Below are 22,363 nucleotides of genomic sequence, written 5' to 3'. Positions count from 1 at the left end.
TAACTACTTGACCGGTTAATTTGATTATTAAAGTTAAATTAGCTTAGAAGTATGGAAGATTAACTGTATAGGGGAAGCAATGAATAAGAGCGAATTAGTTGATGCTATAGCAAGTGGTTCTGGTTTAACCAAAGCTGATGCAAGTAGAGTGCTGGAAACCTTTACTAGTACTATTACTGATGCGTTAAAAAGTGGTGATCAAGTAGTAATACCTGGTTTCGGATCTTTCTCAACAGGTAACCGTTCAGCACGTACCGGTCGAAATCCACAAACTGGAAAAGTTATACAAATTAAAGCGTCACGAGTAGCCAAGTTTAAAGCGGGTAAAAACCTGAAAGAAGCAGTCCAAGAAGCTTAAGATTTCAGGGTGCTTAGCTCAGCTGGGAGAGCATCGCCCTTACAAGGCGAGGGTCGTAGGTTCGATCCCTACAGCACCCACCAAGAAATGGAGTGGTAGTTCAGTTGGTTAGAATACCGGCCTGTCACGCCGGGGGTCGCGGGTTCGAGCCCCGTCCACTCCGCCAGATTAACGCGTCGAAAGACGCGTTTTTTTTAAATAAAATTCAATAATTTGTTTATTCCTACGGTCATCATCAAGAACAAAAATTTGTCATTTTACTTTTTATCATGATTGATGGAGAGCCTTTTTTTAACCAGGTTCTGTTTTTATTTTTGATCAATATTGGAAATCAAGTTAAGTAAAATGAACTTCTTACAACAACGGAGTGTTGGTTTTTGTTTTTTTCTTTATCCTATTGAGATATAATCAGCCTCAAAAATTCACAGTTTTATTAATATAAAATGGATCATCGGATATGTTGCAAAAGTTAAATGAACGTATACAGGGTGTTGTAGCTTGGTTGGTAGTCATCTTAATCGGTATTACGTTTACACTTTTTGGTGTGGATTACTATTTGCAATCACGCCAAACAACAAACGCCAAAGTTATAGTTAATGAGCAACCGCTTACCTTACAAGCATTTGATACTAATTACAGACGTGCTCGTGCGATGCAAGATATGTCACAAATGACTGCTGCAGATGAGAAAAAATTACAAAACCAAGTTTTAGATCAAATGATTACTAATGAAGTTCTCGTACAAGCGGCTCGTAGAAATGGTTTTAATGTGAGTGCAGAGCAAGCAAATGCAGCAATCTTGAATATCCCGCAATTTCAAGAAGATGGACATTTTTCAGCTCAAAAATATCAACAAGCGTTAAATGCAGCATTATTTACGCAATCAAGTTTTCAAAATGAAGTAAAACAAGGAATGCTTCTGAATCAACAACGGTTTGCATTTATGGGAAATTCTTTTGCTTTACCCAATGAAATTGACCGCTTTGTGAGTTTGTATATGCAAAGCAGAGATTACGACTATTTAATTGTCCCTGTATCTCACTTTGAAAAAGATGTGCACGTTTCTCAAGAGGCTATCGCTGATTATTATAAAAAGCATAAAAATGAATTTATGACACCCGAAAAAGTCAGTTTGGAGTATGTCACTTTATCTGTACGCGCTATTAAAGATCAAGTTAAAGTGTCTGATGATGACGTGAAACGTTATTATGATGAAAATCAAAATAATTATTTATCTCCAGCACAATGGCAAGTTGCTCATATTCTATTTGCTGTTTCGCCAGATGCAAATAAAGATGAATTAGAAAAAATTCAAAATAAAGCAAACTCTGCCTATGATCTTTTACAGAAGGATCCAAAACAATTTGACCAGCTGGTTTCAAAATTGTCAGATGATAAACTTTCTATCGCAGATAATGGTGTCCTTCCATGGATTACAGCAGGACAAAATGAATACAGTAGATTCTTATCTAACTTAACTACACCAGGACAAATTTTACCTCCTGAAAAGACGAAACATGGATATGAGATTTTTAAATTAATTGACTACAAACCCGTTTCAACGAAACAGTTATCTGAGGTGGAGGCTTCAATTAAAGAGCAGTTAATTGTGGAAATGGCTCAGACTCAATATACACAAGCCATGGAGCAATTATCTGATTTAAGCTATCAATCTCCAGATTCACTGAAACCTGTTGCAGATGCTTTGAAATTAAAAATAGAAAGGACTCAACCTTTTTCTAGAGAGGGCAATAAAGATGATAATATTACAAAAAATAAGCAAGTAATTAATTCTGCGTTTAGCCATGATGTTCTTGATTTAGGAAATAATAGCGACCCAATACAGCTTGATAATGATTCAGTTGTAGTAATAAGAGTTAATCAGCACTGGGCTGAAAAGGAACAGGATTTAGAAGCAGTGCAAGATCAAATTAATAAAATTCTAGTGAAAAAAGTTGCTGAATCTAAAGCTAAAGAAATTGGAATGAATTTATTAAATCCGGTTGAAGATAAGCAGCAGCATGATCTCATTAATTCGAATCACCTAGCCTGGAAATCTGTGGTAAAGGCAACTAGAGATAATGATAAAGAAGATGTGGAAATAAACGATAAAGCATTTAATTTGTTGCGACCAGAAAGTAGAGAGGGTTTTGTTTTACCTAATGGCGATTATGCAATAGTAAAACTAAAACACATTAATGATGGAAAGTTGAGTGATTTAGATGGTGAGCAGCAAGATAGTTTGATTCAACAGATTGAAGCAAGCTATGGAATGATGGATTATGACTTGTATGTAAAAAGTTTAATGAATTATGCCAAAATTGTGAGGCATTAAGTTTATTAATAAACGTCAGTTCAATATAAGAAATACAGTGATTTTTTATATCGAATTGTTTTTATTTAAGACTAGATCATACTGCTCAGCATGTCTGTACAGGATGACGTTCGTTTAGTGACATAAAAGGTATTTCTATGCCTTTATGTCGAACTTACGTTAATAAGCAAATTTGTTATTTGATGTTATCTGGAACTTCAATTTTTCTTTTTATTTAAACTATATAACTCGATGATATTCGTAAATACGCTATTAAGCTATTCTTTCCTCTGATCTCTTGAGTTGAATGGAAGAATACGTCTTAGTACATTGTCTTTTATGATGAATTGATGATAGAAAGCAGCAAAAACATGGACGCCAACCAAAGCTATTATTAAATAACCAAGTTTTTGATGGATAGAAAACATGATATCACCAAGATGTTTATTTTGAGAAATGAGAGAGGGAATATTAAACCAACCAAAAAAATTCACCGTTTTACCATTAGCACATACTAATAAATAACCTACGATTGGCATGGCGATTAAAAGAATAAAAAGTAGATAATGAACTATCTTAGCTGTTATGTGTTGCCAATAAGGTTGAGTTTCTGGAGGTAGGGGTTTTGTAGTGATTATATGCCATATTATAAAGTATAAACCGAGCAGCAGAACAGTAATACCAATGGACTTATGGAGCATTATATAGAATGCTTGCCTAGAAGGATCGTTAGGAACACTAATCCATATTAAGTAAAATTGAAAAGTAATCAGAATGAAAATCAGCCAATGCACTAGTTTGGTCATAGTACCAAAACTTTTTAATGTATTCTTTATCACTAAATGCTCCATGGATTAGATTTTTTTACTATATCAATGAAATTAAAAATTGCATATCAAAATTACCAATGGGCTTAAATTTAAGAGCTAAACGACATTAAGATAAAAATAAAGTGATTTTTTATGTCGAACTGATGGTATTTAATATTTACATTGCAAAAAATGAGCTATAGTAAAATATCATAATTATAAGGAGAGCTATTATGATAAGGAGTTCATTAATAACATTAAGCAGTCTTACAATTTTCTTTTCTTCAACTGAGATTTTTGCCAATGATACTATTAGAGTTCATGTGAAAACAAATGAAAAAACGACTGCTGCATTGGGTTTTGTTGTGGAAGGAAAAAAATCGGGTACTGCAGGAAAGTCTTATTCCGGTAAAGGGCCTTCAAATAAGAAATATGTATTTGGTTATAGAAAACACACTCCCTTTGGTGCTGATATCATCTGTGGTTCTACGACTTTAACAAAAGACAGTACTGTAACTTTGGTAGTTCTTGGAGATAACTGTTCTATTACAGTAGATTAAATAGGTAACTTTTTTTATTACGTTCTTTAGATAGAGAATAAAAATTCTAGACTAGAGTTGATTAAGAAGACCAATATTTTTATTTTTTTAAATGCAGAGCCCCATTAAAATAGACAATAATTTGCTCATATTAGTTACAAATTGATCTTTTCAATGTTATAATTGTTCTCCATTTCTACATAAAAGGAAATTTTATGAAGTTAATTGATTATGTACGTTCTAATAACTTTAATGAAGTTAAAAATAGATTATCAAAAAATTACTTTGAAGATAAAGAAATAAATGAAGCTTTTCAGGAGGCTTGTAGTTTAGGTTACAGTAATTTAGTAGAACTTTTTTTAAACGATAATAGAGTAGATCCAACATCTCCTTCTATCCAAGCCATAGAATATTCATTTTCGCCAAGTATCACTGATTCTTTTGGATTGCAACAAGCTTGTTATAATGGTCATGTAGATACTGTGGATCTTTTGTTGAAAGATAGGCGTTCTGACCCATCATCAGGAGATTACAGATGTATTAAATTAATTGTTGATAAAGCTGAATCAAAAGACAATTATAAGCAAATTTTACAAAAATTAACGGATTATTGTTGGAATAATTATCTTAATTATCAAGATGCTGTAGGATCAAAACTTTCAGCTAAAATCAATAAAATTTTAGCTACAGAGTCTTATAATTCTGCTTCGGTAGCATTCACTGGCAAGAATTATCAAAAATAAGTTGTGCAGACATTAGAGTCTGCACAATCTAATAAGAATGTCTTTCGTTATCTGCTTCATATCCATCATCAAGATCTACTTTATGACTATTATCACGTTCTTTATAAGTTTGTTTCAGTTTTTCTTTAAAACCCGAAAAACGAGAGGAATGTGATTTTTCCACATCTGCTTCATAACCATCCTCATAGTCCTTTTCTTTATGGCCGACGACCTCTATTAGTTTAGACTTAAAGGAACGTGATTTTTTAGGGGCATCCTCATAAAACTCTTGTGGCTTTTGAGGGTTATATTCTTTCATTTTCGAGTCTATTTTCTTAGTACGAGAAATGACTACTTCTGACTGCTCTTGAATTGCTTCTCGTATTGATAAATTATCAGTTTGTAATGCCTTATCATTTGAAGATGCTTTTACTAACATGGACATTCCATACTTAAATGCGTCGTATGGTTGTAATGGAGTATTCTCGATATCTTCTCCTTTTTTTATTGCTCTTTCAACTAAATAGTGGTTGACTCCCGCAGCTGTTTCCGCAATAGTATGATAATCACCACGTTGAAAGGGAGCGACAGTGAGAGCTCCTGCAAGTGACTCAAAATTAGATTTATCATCTAACCACGTACTTCTTGGTCCTTTTCCAGAGGAACATAAGCCATCAATTGCAGCCAGCGTTAATGGACAAGTCCCTGAGGTATGACCCCTGATTTCTATTCCACCTTCCACAGCTGCACCTATCCATGAGGGAAAACCTTTACGAACTTCGCTTCTAAACTTCCTTGAGTCTAATGATTTTCTAGGTAATTGATCTTCTTCTTCATTTTCACTCGCAGAGGACACATCTTCTTGCTCTCCTGTAATTATATGACCTTCGTATGAGGGGGTAGGTTTAGTGAGCTCTTTAGCAATATCATCTTTGCCACGAGCAGTATAAATATCTCCAATAGGCCTAGTTAGTTTATCTTTCATGATCTCTTGAATTTTGTCATCCATCATTTGTTGATCAGATGTTTGAGGAGTAAATGGCGGCTCTACCCAGGAAGCATGAATTGCTCTATAGCCCATGGCTGTTCCAATTGTTTCAATTCCAGTAATTAATCTTTGTGGAGGGATGGTACCTGGATCAGCCTCTAAGAATTCTCTAAATTTTTGTGCTGCCGTTTTTGTTGAGCTGTCTTGAAAACCACCTCTAGACATTTCAGATGATCCTCCCAAGAGCCATGTAAGCGCTTCGTCTGACATATTGCCAAACTCTTCAGCCATTCTTTGACGAGTAAATTCAAGCTGTTGTATCACCTCAGTGTCAGGGTGTCTCATTACCGCCCTAGAGATTTCTTTTGTTTCTCGATTGTTGTCTTCTAATAATTGCGCCTTTTTGGAAACTCTTCCTACACGTCTTTGTGCCGTGGATTCTTTAACACTTCCAATATCTTGTAATATTTCAGTTCGTGATCGAGACATAACATAATCTCCTATTTAATATTTGGGCTTTAATGGTATAATTATAGACCAAATTGAATTTTATTTGGATCTCACGTATGGGTTTCAATAGAGATTTTCAATATAAAATCTTAGGAGTCTTCTTGACACATTCTAAATTGCTTAGGATATGATCTCTTTAATTTTGCGTTGTTACTCGAAGTATTTCTGCAAGCGAGGTATCTCCAGCTAGTACCCGTTTAAAACCATCATCTCGAATACTAGGACTTGTTGGTCGTAGGTATTCTTCCATGGTCTGTAAATCTTCATGACGATGGATCATTCCTCTTAATACTTCATCGATGGTAATAAGTTCATAAATACCAGTTCTCCCTTTGTAACCTAAGTGATTGCATAAGTCACAACCTTTAGGCTCAAAAACTTTGGATATGTCTGCATTCGAGGGAAGGCCCATGAGTTCCTTTTCATCATCTCTTAACTGATGCGGGGTTTTGCAATGGGAACATAATTTTCGAACCAGACGTTGGGCGATAAGCCCAACAATACTGGATGATAAAAGAAAAGACTCTACACCCATATCGCGTAAGCGAGTTAAAGCGCCTAACGCGCTATTTGTATGTAACGTAGACAGTACTAAGTGTCCAGTAAGACTGGCTTGAACTGCAATCTCGGCGGTTTCTAGATCGCGAATTTCGCCAATCATGACTACATCAGGATCTTGTCTCAGAATCGCTCTTAGACCTTTAGCGAAGGTCATTTGTACTTTAGTATTAACTTGAGTTTGTCCTATACCTTCAAGATCATACTCTATAGGATCTTCAATAGTAAGAATGTTTCGTGTGACTTGATTTAATTCAGTCAACATGGCATATAATGAAGTCGTTTTTCCTGAACCCGTTGGCCCAGTAACTAAAATAATACCATGAGGTTCTGCGATCATCTTCCGCATTGCTTTTAGGGGCGCTTCAGGCATCCCCAATAGATTTAAATCTAATTGGGCTGCTTGTTTATCCAAGATCCTCAAAACTACACGTTCGCCATGATTAGAAGGAAGAGTAGAGACCCGGACATCGATATTATGCCCACCAATGCGTAATGAAATACGTCCATCTTGTGGTATGCGTTTTTCCGCAATATCTAATTTTGCCATTACTTTAACTCTGGAAATTACCAGAGGGGCAATGGCGCGTTGAATTTCTAAAACTTCATGCAACACACCGTCGATACGATTACGTACCAAGACTCTATCTTCATACGTTTCAATATGAATATCAGATGCTTTTTGCTTGATTGCTTGAGTAAATAGAGCGTTTAACAAACGGATTATTGGCGCATCATCTTGATTTTCTAATAAATCTTCACTAACAGGTAGCTGACTGGCGAGTAATGAAAGATCCATATCTTCTTCCATGCCTCCTGCAGCATCTAATATGGAGGATTTGGATTGATAAACGTGAGCCAATTCTTGTTGAAAAACAGACTCATCAACTTTTTTTAAAGAAAACTCGCATTGTAATAAACGTTTCACTTCTGCTAGAGCTTGCAGTGATGTATGCGATAAATAATAAACAGTAGCTTGATTATTGGTCATTTCATTAGCCACTACAATCCCATTGTTTTTTGCAAAACTGTAAGGGATTTGTAGTGATCTTTCTTCATGTTCCATTACTTGGTCACTAATAAAGGTGGACGACTAAACGGTTTAGGTAACTCAGCCCGTTTTAATGCAGGCATAACCGTTGCATTATTACTTTGTACATATGCATCTTGTGATCTTAGCCAATCTAACTCATATTGACGAACATTATTATATTTTTGCCCTGTCATATACATATTTTCTCGTTCATTACGTAAGATAATAGGTTTAATAAACACCATGAGCACTCGTTTTTCTCGGCTATTTGTGTTGCGCTTGAATAAACGCCCAACCCCAGGTATATCGCCTAGAATAGGTAATCGGTTATTGTCATTATCTAATCTGTCTTGAGTTAATCCTCCTAAAACAACAATGTCGCCACTTTCAACATGAACAGAGGTAACGATACTGCTGATTCTAAAAGTAGGGGTAACAGAGCTTTCTGAAACAACCGGTGGGTCCAGAGTATCATTGCCTTGGTCAATTTGCAGTTGGATTCCATTTCCGCGTGTAATTTGAGGTCTGACATACAAATGCAAGGCAACATTTACTCGATCAAAAGTCGTATAGGGGCTTGCAGGTGTGGTACCTCCCGCATTATTAGGATAGTTCGTGGAGGCAACAGAAACTTGTTTTCCAACCAAAATTTTTGCTTGGCGATTATCAAGAACTACAACAGAGGGTGTAGATAAAATGTTGGCTTTATGAGCTCTTGCTAAAGCATAGATTTGTGCTTGGAAATCTTCAAGTTGCGTTTTGCTATTAATGATTGCAAAACCATTTTTAAAGCTGCTTGGTTTACCTGTTTGCTGATTGCTACCCCATTCTATGCCTAAGTCATTGATGTCATCTTGATTAATTTCAGCTACAAGTGCTTCGATGAGTAACTGTGCGGGTTTAATATCCAGCTGTACAATGACTCGTTTTAGAATACGTATTACCGATGCCGGGGCATTGAGAATTATTGAGTTTGTATTAGGTTCAGCAATAATTTGTACTGTAGGCTTGGTTGTTCCTTCATTTTGAGTTGTTGCCGATGTAGTATTTGCAGTTGCCTCAGATGAAGCTAATGAACCACCAGATACCGGATAAAGAGATGTAGCGCTTTGTGTGGTTGCGTTATTACTGTTGTTGGCAAGATTGGAGGCGGGGTTTGTGCTGTCTAATGCAGGACGTGTTATTGTTCCTATAGTTGTGCCAACATTACCACTGAAATTTGCCTGTGCGATACCCGCAAGAATAGGTACTAAATCTTCTGCTCTGAGATAATTAAGATAGACGACTTGAGTATTCGCATTAAGACCCTCGGAGCTTTCCCTATCCAGTTTTAAGATCAACATCCTAATTCGTATCCGGTCTGTTTTGGAGCCACTGATTAGAAGGGAGTTTGATCGATCATCAGCAGCGATAGTCATCTGTGTCCGAGATCCACCCATATTGGGTTGCGATTTTATAAGGTCCTTCAAGGTAGCTGCAATATCCATGGCTAATGAATGTCGTAAATGGACCATATCGATGCCACTTGTAGATGAGTTATCTACTTGTCTGATGATATCGGCAAGGCTATGAATATTATTGGCTCGTCCTGATAAAATAAGCATATTTGAAGGGGCATATGCAGAAATACTACTCCACTGAGGCATTAATGGTCGTAGAACAGGAACTAATTGTTCTGATGGGACGTAGTGAACAGGTACAACAGCAACCATCATGTCATCCCCTTTAGGGGGATGTTTCATTTCACTCAAAAGATCAGGTGATTGTGTTTTAGCATCGATATTCGGAATAATTTTAATAACAGCACCGCTTGGGATAGCTGCATAGCCAGATACTTGCAATACCGAGAGAAAAACTTGATAGAGCTCCTCATTATTCATTGGCGTTGAAGAAATAATAGATATTTTTCCTTGGACTCGAGGATCGATGACAAAATTTTTGCCGGTAACCCGCGATACTTCCGCAATGACTGCCCGAACATCAGCATTTCTTAAGTTCCATAATTTGCTGTTAACAGATGATGTTTGAGCTTGCTCTTCAGTAGTTCCAGTTTGATTTTGTGGGACTAAGGAAGTATTTTGCTGATTTGTGCTCGAATTTACTTTTTTGGATAATTTATTTTGCAAATCTCGCGCGGCGAGGTAATCACTAATCGGGCCAATTTGTACAAGATAAAGTTTTTTATCGGATAAATTTTTAATTTCTACAGGCTCATTCACAAGAGAAGAAAGTTCTTTTTGACGTTGTTGTGCATCTTTTTCTAAATTGAAGGCTCCTGCTTGCAGAAAAAAAATAGTATTTCCATTCTTAGTTGTTGTGGAAATATTAATTTCATTTGCATGAATAAATGTAGAGCAAATAAATATTAAAAAAATAATAACTATAGAGCGCATTGAAAAACCGCAAAATCATAAGTAAGTAACATAATAACTAAAATTACTAACTTACCATAGTTTTTTTGATGAGTAATTAAGGTATTTTGAAACAGCACTGAATTCTTCAGTATAAATTTTGTGACGGTCTTTTAGAACAAGCCGCTGAATAGGCGGCATTGATTCCACTATCGGTAATGAGTGTGTGTATTTGGATCAGGATACTGGCTAGTAGTGGGCGTATGGTAGTGATGATGCTGCTGCACTTGATAAGAAGGAGTAAAAAAAGCATAGGGGTTTGGGGTTACTTGAACTGTTGTTTGTGATGGTTGTGTCACTATAACGGCTGTATTGGTTGTAGGCGTATGAGTATGTACGACGGGTGTAGGCGTATGCGCATGTACGACGGGTGTGGGCGTATGCGCATGTACGACGAGTGTGGGCGTATGCGCATGTACAACGATTGTAGGTTGATGAGTATGTACGTGAGTTGTTGTTGAGTGGGTGTGAGTATTTCCTGAAGTTGATACGTGTTTCATAGTTTATCCTTATAAGAATAAAGAGTTAATTTTTTATTTCAACTACAAAGAGAATGATGATTTAAATTTGTCTATTTTAAATATCATCATCCTGCATTATATGCAAATAGTTCTCTTAATGTATATATTTCTTTTCCTAATTGAACGTGAGTTTCGTAGAAGAGAATGTGGCTTTACTTTGAATCGTTTGAGATGGAGGCTGGAATCACTCCAATGAGAGGATAGAAACCAGATTCTCTTGATTAAATCTCATATGCAGTAGGCTATTTTTCTTTAAAAATGATTTTGATTAAACAAAAATATCCTCTACTGCAGAATAGGGGTTAAATAATGGTCTGAATTTCTATAATTAAGGACAATAAATAATGTTTTGAACTTCTTCAAGATCAGTATTACTAGAATGATTTAAATCATAATTACCGTTGAACTCTTGGTGGGTGCTATTACTAATATAGTGTTTTTCGAGATGGCTACCTAAACCTGCATTTTGCCGACGAAGTTTATAAAATGATGGTACTCCCTCCTGGGGTTCGACTATTTGTATTAATGGATTATTTGATAAATCAGTTACGCTTGTTTTTCCTCCAGTAATAAATAATGTCTTGGATTTGCTATCAAAAAATTTCATTATGGTCTCCATTTAAAAGTCTCTTAGTGTTTACTATAATCCTAAAAAATCCAGCAGCGCAGCACTTTTTACTAGCTCACTACGGGCCCAACTACTTTTTCTAGGAGTGTTTGTTGTTAAATAGTAACGCACTTAACGCAATTTCTACACGAATAGAGTTGTTTCGTCAACAACTCCATGGCCAATACGATATTTTATTTGGACAAGTCGGCCAGAATTCGTTGTTTTAAAATATCCTAATGGGGGAGAGAGACCAATAACGAACAGCCAGGACCTAATTAAATAGGGATTAAGGTTATGTTAAATAATAAATAGTTACAGCGTAGAAGTTAAGCATTTTAACTGATAAGAAAGAATATGATAAAAACAATGCTTAACATAAAGAGTAAAAGATTGATTTTTTGTCGGGTCAATAATTTTAATAGCGTGTAGAGGATAATACCACCGCCAATTCCATCAGCTATGGATGCGGTAAATGGAATCATCATGATGGTCACCATAGAAGGAGCAGTTTCACTTATATCGGGCAATTTCATGTCAGTTAAATGTTTCATCATACAACAAGCCACATACAAGAGCGCAGGGCCTACGGCAAAATTAGGGATCATCTTCGCTAGAGGTGAGAAAAATAGCATGAGAATAAAACCAATCCCAATGACTATTGCTGTTAATCCGCCACGTCCACCCGCTTCTATTCCTGCTGCAGATTCGATATAAGGAGAAGTGCTTGCTGAGCCTAATAATCCTGCTGCCGCTGAGGCCACTGCATCGGCAGTCAAACAATTACTTAGACGTCTAGCATAGTTTTTTTGTTGTTTGAATAATGTAGGATTTAGTAAACCAATTAAAGTTCCTGTAGCATCAAATACGGCAATTAAAAAAAAGGTAAACATTGCTTTCATTGCTAAAATGGTGTTTAGGCCAGAAAAATCGAGTTTTAAAAATGTGGGCATTATCGAAGGAGGGAAAGACATCAATCCTTGCCAGGTAGATAATCCTGTCAATAAGCTTAATGCCGTGATGCTAAGAATACCTATAATAATTGCGCCTGGTATCAGAAAATAATCTAAGGTCAGTATGAGCAAAAATCCCAAAAAAAATAAGCCACTCTCTGGGCGATTCATTGCACCAAGATGCATCAAATGATGTGGATCAGTGATAATGATTTGGTTGTTTTTTAAGGTAATAAGGGCAATCAACAAACTAATGCCAATTAAGATAGCGATTTGTAAATTATAAGGAATCGCTTCAATAAGCAGTCTTCTTAAGCGTGTAAGTGATACGAACGTGAATAAGACTCCCGAGAGAAATACAATGGCTAAAGCTTGTTGCCATGGTATCCCCATCCCTTTGACCACCGTAAAAGAGAAAAAGACATTTAAGGCCATGCCTGGGGCAATGCCTATGGGGGTATTAGCGATGATGCCTGTGAGTAAACATGCAAAGGCAGTAATAAGACAAGTAGCAGTAAATACTGCACCTTGGTCCATACCGGCATCGTGGAGTATCGCTGGGTTAATAAATGCTATATACACCATCGTTAAAAAAGTAGTAATTCCAGCGATGATTTCGGTTCTAAGTGTGGTGCCTTGTAGGAAATAGGATTTTAACTGCCCCATTGTGTTTTGTTTTCCTATTTAACGTGAGCTCGATATAAAAATAAAATGAATTTATAGGTCGAGTTCACGTTACTTAATTAAAAGTAAATTATAAGATTGCGGTTATTTCTTAGCAATATAAAATCCATTTTAAAGAAACTTTAAAAATGGCGGTGACTGTTGTGCCACTCTTTACCGTGTAACAATTTCTCAGATTGTGGAATAATGAAATTGATACAACAACTTGTATTAATTGATCAATTTGATTAATATTAACTAAATTCTAATTTTTCCTATCAATATGCACGAAAAATTGAACAGAAATGAATATAATGCCATTGCAAAAGAAGTTATTTTTCAACTTCAAAAACTCTTTCCTCAAACAAATTCCTCTGTAATTCATTCTGTGCTTGGTCCTGAAATTCTTGCCAACCCGCTAAGGATATCTACCCTAAAAACTAAAGTAGATTTTGAAGAGATTGAGAAGAAAGCTGTTGCCCATCTCCGAGAAGAAATTAAAAAAGAAAAAGACAAAACTATTCGGGAACAAAAGCTACAACAGTTCGAGAGCATTATTCTTTTTGGTCAATTGCTGTTTTCCCAATCAGCATGTTTGTATTTTTTTAAAGAATGCAAAAGAACATCAATTTCTCCAAAAATTACAGAGATACTTACTGATATTAACAAATTGATTGAACAAGAAAGTTTGGCCATAGAATCATCTCGATTCGAAGTGCTTCGTCGTCGCAAAAAATTTGATGAACTGTTTTCTGAAATTCAGCAACAACTCAAGCTCGGTGTCAATAAAGTTTCAAGCGAACGAGTCAATGCTCATAGATTACAAGAGAGTTTAGCCAAGACTAAAATCTTTTATTATCAAATTAACGACTTGAATTTCAAATACGCACAAAAACCATCAAGAAGTTTTTCTACATTAGTGAATGCAGTACAAAATTACGGCTCTAAAGTAGCTTTAGCCGCAACCATTATTGCCATAGGTGCAACTGCTTTATCATTTATTCCACCCTTAGCTTCGGTTATGGTCCCTATTTCGTTAGCTTCATCCTACGTGTCTTTATTGGTTGGCTTTCCCCTTGCGTTAAAAAATTTGGGAACGATGCTTTATAACCTGTTTCGATTTGGAGCAGCTCCATCGACAGGAGAGTTAATTGGAGTTGCTTTTATCGCAACCAGCTTATTGACAGCAGGATTGAGTACGATTGCAACCCAACTTGTAACACTTGGTGTAACAGGAAATTGGGCAATTAAGACAGTAAATGGTCTTAAAGAAGTAGAGAATTTAACTAAAGCGTCGCTGGGTATTGTAGGTCAGATAGGTCAATCAATACAAGATGGTGAAATTGAACAGGTTAATGGACACAGGTTGCTTTTAAATTAACGTGAGCTGTCGCTAAACGAATATTATTTTCTAAAGCTTGCCCCTAGCTAAAACCTGAGTCTTCTACCCATCTCTAAAAGTCCAGTTCTTGCTTCAATGTTCCGCGGCATATCCGAGGAATTCAGGAGCACTGCCAAAACACTGGACCTCGCAGATATGTCGCGGATGTAGTTAATGATCAAGAGACAGTATGTGCTTGGGATGACGTGAGATTACGATAAATCTTTAAAGAGTAAAAATAAGACATAGTTTGCTATTAATGATCAGCAGGAGTATAATTATTGCTCATTTAATTTTAAAGATTAATCATGACCGATAAATTTAGTTACTACTTAGAAGACAATAATGAAGTTAAAAGTATGGATCATTTTGCAGCTTTGCAAATAAGTGAGGGTTCTTTTAATGAATTAGGTTTGAATGGGTTAAAAAGCCAATGGAAAAAATTAGCTGCAGAGTTTCACCCCGATAAAAATGGAGGCAGTGTACGTGCTGGAATAGTATTTCAGAGAATACAGCAAGCTTATGAAGTTTTGTCAGATCCTATTAAACGCCAGCAATACTTATTGGACAAAAGGGTAGAATTTGCTTTTGATATCAACTTTGTTTATTCAGATATTGATATTTTGTTAGAAGAGCTCAATATAAAAAGTAGTCAATTAGACGAATTAATTGATCGATTAAATCGACTAAATAAGCCTGCATCTTCTGTAGATTTGAAAAACGTTCCTATTTTAGAAGTTCATGATAGTTTGGAACAAATAGCTCTAGATCTGAGTAAAATTTATAAAGGCACGTTTGTAACTGTAGATGTAATCAACAAACAATTTTATCTGTTTTCTCGAATTGAGGAACTAGCCACTACTGGAGGCGAGTTTTACGCACTTTATTTAATTTCCAGGAATGATCGAATCCTTTCGCAACGAAGCTTCGATTATCTGCAAAAAGGTGCAGCAAAAGGACACTTGGTAAGTTTGGTGCATATGACCAGTGCTGTATTCGCAGGACATTTTAGACCTCTAGAAGACTCAATCAAGTGGGGATTAAATTGCTTACGTTATTTAGAAGAAATAGTAATACCTAAACTTGAGAGAGACGATCCCTATTCAGAAGCATTAAGCCATATCAAAGAAGAGCTAACAGCTCTTAGAGAGCGACGCAATGAGGTTTTACCTTTAGTAATACCGAGAGAAGCCAAGGCTTTTGATGAGCTAGTTACTCAAGTAATTGCGTATAGAAATAGACGAGGAGGAATAAGTTCTGAAGATTTCAAGCTTGCTCCGAATATGATTGAATTATTAGAAAAAAATCAACCGTTACCTCCAATTCGATTGATTCCTGCAGAAGAGTCGGAGCAATCATTACCAATTAATGAAGTCTTTGAGGAAGATAAGGAACATGATTTATTATTAAAAATCCATAGTACATTTGCCCAAAAAGTGGCTAATTTGCGGAATACTTCTAAACAAAATCTAAATGCGCTAAGCTTAGCGGATCAATTAAGAATTCAGTTAGCCGAGGCGATTGACACTTATAAAAGCAATAAAGCAAATTCAGCGATGACAAAGGAGCATGCAAAAACATTATTTATGGATACGTGCACTACTGTAATAAATAATGCCAAGCTTTTATTAGAAAAAGAATTAGGGTGGGGAGATTATTTAACCAATCTTTTAAAATCATTTGCTAATGTATTTATTAGTGCCACTAATTCGGTAAGAAAAGCAGTAGGCGTTCAATCCCAATTCACTCTGTTTACACTCGCTAAAGCTCCTTTTATTCCTGAAGTGGAGGAAATGGAAAATGGTCTGTACGGGCAATTGTCTCCAAAATAAATCAATATAATGATAATTAACGTGAGTTCGATATAAAAAATAAAGTGATTTTTTATATCGAACTGTTTTTATTTAGAACTGGATCCCGTATAAATGCTGCGCATTTTACGGAATAACGAACGTTAGTTAGAAGTTTTTCAATAGGTGCAATCCTATTTTCAAATAGAATTGCACAAAATTTTTACGTGGTGATAAATGTAACTCCTAAAGTCTGACCACTTATTACTATCTAGGACTGGGCGTACTATTTTCTTTGGGGGTGATTTCTCCGTTAGTAGGCGCAGTAACTTGAGTGCCATATATCATTCTTGACACCGGGCTCCAGAAGAAAGAAAGCGTTCTTGAAAAGACACCACTGGTTTCCACAGTTACTTTTTCTGATTCTTCATTTTTTTCTTTGCTGCGATCAACTACACCAAAATGCTCAATAGCGTGTTGCTCTGCCAATTTTAAGAATGAATCTGTTTCAGCAACGGGAGGAAGTGCTTGAGGTCTGTCCTTGTAAAATCGTTCTGCAGCTGTTGCAATTAATCCATTAGCTAGTTTTAGTAAATCCAGTTCATCAACTTCAATTTTATCACTAGGAACTATACTTCGTAAGGCAGCTAAGTCATAAATAAAAGTCTGAATTTGTTGGTAAAGTTTGGCAAAATCATCAATAGTATCAGCGAATTGTTCTTCGTAGCTTTTAGTGAGTTGCTCTATAGTGTATTTCTCTAGGCCTTTTTCAGTCAGTTTTGTATAGATGTGCGTTATTTTGATTGCTGCCGGATGGTTGGGTAGTATTTTATATTCTTCGGAATTTATAATTTCATCCAGAGTTACTGAGGAGCTATTTTCAAGGTGATTTAATTGCATGAGTAATGCATTAAAAAAATGAGTTAAGCGATTATCCGTTGACTCTTGTAAGTAATTAAAATCTTTTTCCAAACCTTGAGATTGAGCGATCAGTGTATGGTTTATGCTAGTGAAACTTAAGAGGAGAATTTCTGCTACAAACTGTTGAATTGTTGGATTATCGGAGGCGGAGAGTTCTTTAAATTTAGTCAAGATATCAATAATTGCTTGATATAGAATTTCTTTTTCCTTTTGTTTTTCAATAGAACACCAATCCTCGGTCAAATATTGCTGGCTTACTTGACGAATTACTATACTAAATGTTTCTAATACATTTTTGCGAGTAATTTCAGAATCCAGGATGGATGCCTCCTTATAATCGATTTTTTTTATGCTTTCTTCTAAGACTAAGCTTGCGGTATTGATCATCTCCGCAAGATTTTTTCTTTGAGTATCGAGGCCAAAAATTTTAAAAAAATGCGCTTGCATTAACAAAGCATGCTCTTCATTCACATAGCCGGAGTAGGTGGTGAAGATATCATTGAAAAGACCATAGGTATGCCCTTTAAGTAATGTTCTGCGTTGTTTGATGAGACCCATGTAGGAATAATGGGTTGAGTTATATGCATCATAACCTATTTGATTCTTGGCAATGGCGGCATAAAGGGTTCGTAAAATAGTAGGAAAATCGAGCGCAGATACATTAATTGAGTCTGTTTCGATATGGGGCTCCAAATATTTTCTGCCTAATGCGCTGTGTTGATTAAATATTTGGATACCATCATTAAATTCTACATGCTGCTTGCTTAAGAAATGAAGTAGTTTATAGATTATTAATTTTTGGACATGGGTGGTTTTATAATCGTCAGGGGAAACAATTATTCCTTGTTGGGAGCCATTATTCCCACTGGATCCTGTTCCATGATGTCCAGGCATGGAGTAACGAACGAAATTTTGTTTCTCTTTAGAAACTACTTCAGGAAAAATCGGAGTAAATCCCCAATCAGAATGTTCGTTTGCATAATAAATTAATTCGGTATTTTTTATAATTTCAGGCAATATGAAATAGCGTTCGTCATACCAAGTAATTGGGAAACAATCACCTGGGACAGGGTCTATACCAAAAAAGTTTATTGAGGTATTAGGCAATGATATTTTTAGCTTATTAAACCACGACTCTTGTTCTTCTTTGGGTATTAGATTCATTTGCGATTTAAGAGGCTCAATGATATCTGGTGTATTATTAGTCGGTGTTCCCTTGTGTCTTTTAGTTTGTTGCTCCGCCAGCTGTTTTAATACTTCGTCGAAAGTAGTGCATGTTGCACTAATTTTTTGGATGGCTTCTAATTCATGGGCTATCAAAATCGACTCAACAGCTCCTCTACTATGAGCAATTATGTTGATTTGTGTTTGCTCACGGCTTACCGCTTTTAGTAGTGCTGCAAGACCGAGGGCAATCTTCTCTCCTACATTAGCACCATCGGTTTTAGGTCCATTAATTACAGTAATTTCATCTGATTGAAAGGGATAAGGATTTTTGGCGTCTACTTTTGTCGTTTTAGCAGGAGTGTTTGTTTTAATTAAAGAAGAAACTACACTTAACGATTCCCCTTTAGGATAATCTTTTACTTTGGCTCCTTTTGTATAAGGAGTGGGTTTGGGGGTCTTTTTTAAGTCAGGAAAAAAGTCAGTCAACGTTCCTAGTATTGTAAGTGTGAATGGTTGATTTTCAATTTTACTGTCCATAGTAGTTGCCCCATATTATGACACAATGAATCATTATAATTATCATTTAATATAAAAATAAACAAGTACGTTCATTTTTTGCATTAGGATAGTAACTTGAATTATTTGTATTTTTTACTTAGGTTTTAAGGCAAATGCTATAAATAAGTATTATTCCATAAATTAATCATGAAGATTCCATTCCTAGGAGCAAGTGAAACAGTAATTGGTTCAAAATATTTAATTCAAATAAATCAGTCACAAATACTTATTAATTAAGGTCTTGGCAGTTTGGTGCTCAAAAATTAGAAACTACTTAAATGAGATGACTATGTGTTATGGCTGTAGGCTTTTACATTATCTTTACCTGCTTGTTTCGCCGCATAAAGTGCATGGTCAGCGGCTTTTATTATTTCTTCAATGGAAGCACCATGTTTTAATGCTTCTGCTACACCAATTGAAATGGTAATGTTATTTAGCAAATTGCCTTTAAAATATATGGATATATTTTTTATTTTTTCACGAAGCTCTTCCATTTTAATCACGGCATTGTTTAACGTTGTATTCAATAATACGACTACAAACTCTTCTCCACCGAAACGTACGGAAACGTCGCTTTCACGGAAACTGTCGTTTAATAATTTTCCTATAGCCTTGAGTAATTCATCTCCAGCCAAGTGACTGTAAGTATCATTAAATTTCTTGAAATTATCGATATCTAGCATCGCAACGCATAATGTCTTTTTTTCCCGAGCGATTCGAATTAATTCTCGTGACAAAATATCATTTAAATAACGTCGATTATATAAATTAGTTAATGGGTCATGTAATGACAATTCACTCAATGACACGCGCAGATTAATATTGGCAATGGCAAGTTTCACAATATTTCCAAAAGAATGAGCTATTTCTTGTTGGTGTGTGGTTAATCTCTTGTCTTTTGGCGCCAACAGGTGGATAACGCCAATTAACTCATTTTGTACCATAAGCGGTAACGCCATATATCCTCCTTGCGGAGGCGTTTTATAATGGGCGCAAGGCACTGATTTATTGGGATCATCCACTATATTAGTAGTTGCCTCACGGATTGAAAAACAGTCTATAGGGAGAAATATTTTGGGTAATAATAGTTCTTTTCCCCACTCTACTACAGTTTCCATTTGCTTGATCGTTTTATTGTAAATTGATAGACCGCCACTTAAGTCAGGAAATAGATCTTGAGCAATTAAATTAATTCGCGGATAAGCTTCTTCCGTTGTAATGCAAATTTGTAGTGAACGATTTAGTTTGTTTAATAAACTTTCGTCATGTTCTAATAGTTTCAATTCATTTAAAGTTTCGACCGTTTTTTTATTTAACTGTCGCATTTTTTCTTCATTTTGTATGCGATCACTTACATCCTTCATTTGTATAATGAAATTAATCGGATCTCCCTGCTCATCACGTATTAGGCTTGAACTAACCATTCCCCAGATAATACTGCCGTCTTTTCGAATATAACGTTTTTCCATATGAGAAATACGCAATTCACCTTGAAGAAGTTTATTCACTGCATCTTGAGTCATAGAAATATCATCAGGATAAGTGATTGCAATCATGTTTTTGTTAAGCAACTCTTCGTCAGTGTAGCCCAGAGTTTCTTGCAATATACGATTGGCATGGATAAATTTTCCTTCGGGTGAGACAATAGCCATGCCAATCGGGGCATTTTCTATAGTATTGCGAAAACTCTCTTCGCTGCGCCTTAAATCAGATAAAAGATTTGAGCTATATAGTTCCAGGTATATTGATTTCATCAAAAATTGATTCGCATCCCTCGTTCCATAGATTACTATAACTACATAAAGCAATACCGCCATAAGCAAGATAAATGATAGTGAAGGGGTAATAGATATTGATAAAAAAATCAAGAGCAACCAAATTGGCATCATAAACGCGATGTAAGCGCTATGCATCATTAACAGTTTAGCGGCAGGTGCTCCAAGCAAACCAATGAGATAGACGAAAATTGCCATACGATGCAGTGGATTATCTATATAGAGAAACAGCGATCCCCCTAAAGCCCACAAAATACCTGATTGAAGGTTATTTACTATAAAATAGTTTTTCCAAAATGTTGGGTGAAATAAACTATTTTGTTTTTTTCGACGATAATAATGAAATAAAAATAAACTTCTTAGCACATGATTGAAAACAAACATCAACAAAATCCATATTATTACCAAAAGCTTGTTATTTACTTGACTCCAGACTAGAGCGACAAATAAAAGGGTTGCAAAAAAATCAGCAATAATTAAAACATAAAAATTCTTATATGACTCAGCTATAAGCTTATTTTCTATTTGAATTCTTGTAATGCCCGGAAAGTCCATTTAAGAATTATCCTTATGCAAATACTTTAATATTAAAATAATAACATTGTTTTAATGCTCAACAATCGGCTTTTGGGTAATTTTTCCAACAACCTTAATTTTTTGAAAGCCTCTCCATGGATAACTTGCACACTCTTACTGGTTATGCAGAGTGCGCTCATGTTATAAATTTATTTATTATGCTCAACATTACATCATTGGGGCACAAAAAATATCATTTATTTTTTTAAATGAGAATGATTATCAATATCATTTGTGTTAGGATTCGCTACTTTAACAAGCATACTTATCTTTAGAATAACCTCAGATAGAGAGTTTTTAGTGAACATCTTGTTCTACAAGTATTTCCTGGACAAATTGAAGCCAGAAATATTTTGTTTACTTTAGCGAAGGAATTAGTCAATTAGTTTTTAACGGTGTATGGCGCATTCTCTTGTTATTGCAAATAAATAACTAATGTGCCTTGAGGTAGAAGTAAAATAATAAGTAGAGGTCTCTATGAAGTACAAAAAAATGATATTGGCTTTAGTCTGTTTTTCAAAAACGCTTTATGCTGGGGAGGAACAACAAGTTGATCATCAAATCATACAACTGCAAAAACAAGCACAGAAACTACAAATTCAACTCGATGCATTGCAAAAGCAATTAACAGCTAAAACGGCTAATAATTCGATTAAAAACGATAGAAAAATAATAAAAAAACAAACATCAAGCTTTGGTAAAAAGCTCAATAAAAAGCAGCCCCAAGAACAGAAAAAGATCAAGTATCATCCATCTAACTTAACCGTACATGCCCCAGAGGAACATCCTGAATTCATTGGACTTTATCCTACAGCTTTGGTTGCGGATGAACGGGTGGTTACTTATATCGCAGGGACTCCGGTGGTTGCATCGCCTTATTTAGGAGCTAGACCTGCATTTGATGGTTCAGACTATATAGTGAACATTTCAAGTATTAACCGTGATGTTCGTTTAATGCAACAACGTCGGCGAATGTATCGATACTATCAAAATATGGGCTATCCTGTTCCGGAAAGACCTATAATTGCGCTCAGTGGTAAAGCAGAGCCAGCAGGAATGATAAACAGTGACTATGTGGGCGGGACAAATGTTGATTTGACTCTTGGTTCAAGTGAGTTGGATGTTGCTGCGGCTCTCAACCAAAATGTAGAAGCGTATATTGCAATCGCCTATGATCAAAGTCCACCAGAGGTAGGGCCTAGAGTTAAT

General features: G+C 35.7%; 15 protein-coding genes, 2 tRNA genes and 1 pseudogene. 9 read left to right on the top strand and 9 right to left on the bottom strand.

Going from position 1 to position 22,363, the window contains the following annotated elements:
* Positions 1–79 precede the first annotated feature (79 nt).
* From Lgra_RS06060 to Lgra_RS06045, 4 genes are all read left to right on the top strand, one after another.
* Positions 80–358, top strand: a complete 279-nt coding sequence (locus Lgra_RS06060) for an HU family DNA-binding protein (RefSeq protein WP_058498369.1) — start codon at positions 80–82, stop codon at positions 356–358.
* Positions 359–365: 7 nt separating this feature from the next.
* Positions 366–441, top strand: a tRNA-Val gene (locus Lgra_RS06055).
* A gap of 6 nt (positions 442–447) precedes the next feature.
* Positions 448–524, top strand: a tRNA-Asp gene (locus Lgra_RS06050).
* Between the two features lie 291 nt (positions 525–815).
* Complete coding sequence (locus Lgra_RS06045; protein ID WP_058498368.1) at positions 816–2,693, top strand: SurA N-terminal domain-containing protein; 1,878 nt, start codon at positions 816–818, stop codon at positions 2,691–2,693.
* 257 nt (positions 2,694–2,950) lie between these two features.
* On the opposite strand, the gene Lgra_RS06040 is transcribed toward Lgra_RS06045, so the two are convergent.
* The gene (locus Lgra_RS06040; RefSeq protein WP_238584374.1) at positions 2,951–3,511 is read right to left on the bottom strand and encodes a cytochrome b; all 561 of its coding nucleotides are present in this window, start codon (positions 3,509–3,511) and stop codon (positions 2,951–2,953) included.
* A 203-nt stretch (positions 3,512–3,714) separates the two neighbouring features.
* On the opposite strand from Lgra_RS06040, the gene Lgra_RS06035 reads away from it, so the two are divergent.
* The gene (locus Lgra_RS06035) at positions 3,715–4,041 is read left to right on the top strand and encodes a hypothetical protein (RefSeq protein WP_058498366.1); all 327 of its coding nucleotides are present in this window, start codon (positions 3,715–3,717) and stop codon (positions 4,039–4,041) included.
* Positions 4,042–4,235: 194 nt separating this feature from the next.
* Positions 4,236–4,763, top strand: a complete 528-nt coding sequence (locus Lgra_RS06030) for an ankyrin repeat domain-containing protein (protein ID WP_058498365.1) — start codon at positions 4,236–4,238, stop codon at positions 4,761–4,763.
* Between the two features lie 28 nt (positions 4,764–4,791).
* On the opposite strand, the gene Lgra_RS06025 is transcribed toward Lgra_RS06030, so the two are convergent.
* From Lgra_RS06025 to Lgra_RS06000, 6 genes are all read right to left on the bottom strand, one after another.
* Positions 4,792–6,219 (bottom strand): hypothetical protein, encoded by a 1,428-nt coding sequence (locus Lgra_RS06025; RefSeq protein WP_058498364.1) that lies wholly within the window; start codon positions 6,217–6,219, stop codon positions 4,792–4,794.
* 157 nt (positions 6,220–6,376) lie between these two features.
* Entirely contained in the window at positions 6,377–7,864 is a 1,488-nt protein-coding gene (lspE, locus tag Lgra_RS06020) for a GspE family T2SS ATPase variant LspE (RefSeq protein WP_058498363.1), read from the bottom strand.
* Positions 7,864–10,224, bottom strand: a complete 2,361-nt coding sequence (lspD, locus tag Lgra_RS06015; protein WP_058498362.1) for a GspD family T2SS secretin variant LspD — start codon at positions 10,222–10,224, stop codon at positions 7,864–7,866. Before lspD ends, lspE begins: the two co-directional genes overlap by 1 nt.
* A gap of 167 nt (positions 10,225–10,391) precedes the next feature.
* Complete coding sequence (locus tag Lgra_RS06010; protein WP_058498361.1) at positions 10,392–10,742, bottom strand: hypothetical protein; 351 nt, start codon at positions 10,740–10,742, stop codon at positions 10,392–10,394.
* Between the two features lie 349 nt (positions 10,743–11,091).
* Positions 11,092–11,370, bottom strand: coding sequence for a hypothetical protein (locus Lgra_RS06005; protein WP_058498360.1), 279 nt, complete (start codon positions 11,368–11,370; stop codon positions 11,092–11,094).
* A gap of 338 nt (positions 11,371–11,708) precedes the next feature.
* Positions 11,709–12,989, bottom strand: a complete 1,281-nt coding sequence (locus tag Lgra_RS06000) for an NCS2 family permease (protein ID WP_058498359.1) — start codon at positions 12,987–12,989, stop codon at positions 11,709–11,711.
* 292 nt (positions 12,990–13,281) lie between these two features.
* Here Lgra_RS06000 and Lgra_RS05995 point away from each other — a divergent pair, with 292 nt between their 5' ends.
* Together Lgra_RS05995 and Lgra_RS05990 are read left to right on the top strand one after the other, a co-directional pair.
* On the top strand, positions 13,282–14,367 hold the full coding sequence (locus tag Lgra_RS05995; RefSeq protein ID WP_238584373.1) for a hypothetical protein: 1,086 nt from the start codon (positions 13,282–13,284) through the stop codon (positions 14,365–14,367).
* A 308-nt stretch (positions 14,368–14,675) separates the two neighbouring features.
* Positions 14,676–16,199, top strand: coding sequence for a J domain-containing protein (locus tag Lgra_RS05990; protein ID WP_058498357.1), 1,524 nt, complete (start codon positions 14,676–14,678; stop codon positions 16,197–16,199).
* Between the two features lie 225 nt (positions 16,200–16,424).
* Here Lgra_RS05990 and Lgra_RS17940 read toward each other — a convergent pair whose 3' ends face one another.
* Positions 16,425–18,782, bottom strand: coding sequence for a hypothetical protein (locus Lgra_RS17940; RefSeq protein ID WP_058498356.1), 2,358 nt, complete (start codon positions 18,780–18,782; stop codon positions 16,425–16,427).
* A gap of 308 nt (positions 18,783–19,090) precedes the next feature.
* A complete protein-coding gene (locus tag Lgra_RS05980; protein ID WP_058498355.1) occupies positions 19,091–21,133 on the bottom strand; it encodes a GGDEF domain-containing protein in 2,043 nt (680 codons plus the stop codon).
* A gap of 498 nt (positions 21,134–21,631) precedes the next feature.
* Between Lgra_RS05980 and Lgra_RS05975 the strand changes: the two are divergent.
* A pseudogene (locus tag Lgra_RS05975) lies at positions 21,632–22,363 on the top strand (hypothetical protein); the annotation flags it as partial.

Origin of the sequence: Legionella gratiana (assembly GCF_001467695.1) — a bacterium.
Taxonomy (GTDB): Bacteria; Pseudomonadota; Gammaproteobacteria; order Legionellales; family Legionellaceae; genus Legionella; species Legionella gratiana.
The sequence above is the reverse complement of the archived record's forward strand: the minus strand, read 5'-3'. Positions and strand labels throughout refer to the sequence as shown.

What these genes read in the sequence shown, in the direction of transcription:
- Lgra_RS06045 (WP_058498368.1), top strand. Translation starts at nt 816, where the DNA reads ATGTTGCAAAAGTTAAATGAACGTATACAGGGTGTTGTAGCTTGGTTG.
- Lgra_RS06025 (WP_058498364.1), bottom strand. Translation starts at nt 6,219, where the DNA reads ATGTCTCGATCACGAACTGAAATATTACAAGATATTGGAAGTGTTAAA.
- Lgra_RS06030 (WP_058498365.1), top strand. Translation starts at nt 4,236, where the DNA reads ATGAAGTTAATTGATTATGTACGTTCTAATAACTTTAATGAAGTTAAA.
- lspE (WP_058498363.1), bottom strand. Translation starts at nt 7,864, where the DNA reads ATGGAACATGAAGAAAGATCACTACAAATCCCTTACAGTTTTGCAAAA.
- Lgra_RS06010 (WP_058498361.1), bottom strand. Translation starts at nt 10,742, where the DNA reads ATGAAACACGTATCAACTTCAGGAAATACTCACACCCACTCAACAACA.
- Lgra_RS06000 (WP_058498359.1), bottom strand. Translation starts at nt 12,989, where the DNA reads ATGGGGCAGTTAAAATCCTATTTCCTACAAGGCACCACACTTAGAACC.
- Lgra_RS17940 (WP_058498356.1), bottom strand. Translation starts at nt 18,782, where the DNA reads ATGGACAGTAAAATTGAAAATCAACCATTCACACTTACAATACTAGGA.
- Lgra_RS06005 (WP_058498360.1), bottom strand. Translation starts at nt 11,370, where the DNA reads ATGAAATTTTTTGATAGCAAATCCAAGACATTATTTATTACTGGAGGA.
- lspD (WP_058498362.1), bottom strand. Translation starts at nt 10,224, where the DNA reads ATGCGCTCTATAGTTATTATTTTTTTAATATTTATTTGCTCTACATTT.
- Lgra_RS05980 (WP_058498355.1), bottom strand. Translation starts at nt 21,133, where the DNA reads ATGGACTTTCCGGGCATTACAAGAATTCAAATAGAAAATAAGCTTATA.
- Lgra_RS05990 (WP_058498357.1), top strand. Translation starts at nt 14,676, where the DNA reads ATGACCGATAAATTTAGTTACTACTTAGAAGACAATAATGAAGTTAAA.
- Lgra_RS06035 (WP_058498366.1), top strand. Translation starts at nt 3,715, where the DNA reads ATGATAAGGAGTTCATTAATAACATTAAGCAGTCTTACAATTTTCTTT.
- Lgra_RS06060 (WP_058498369.1), top strand. Translation starts at nt 80, where the DNA reads ATGAATAAGAGCGAATTAGTTGATGCTATAGCAAGTGGTTCTGGTTTA.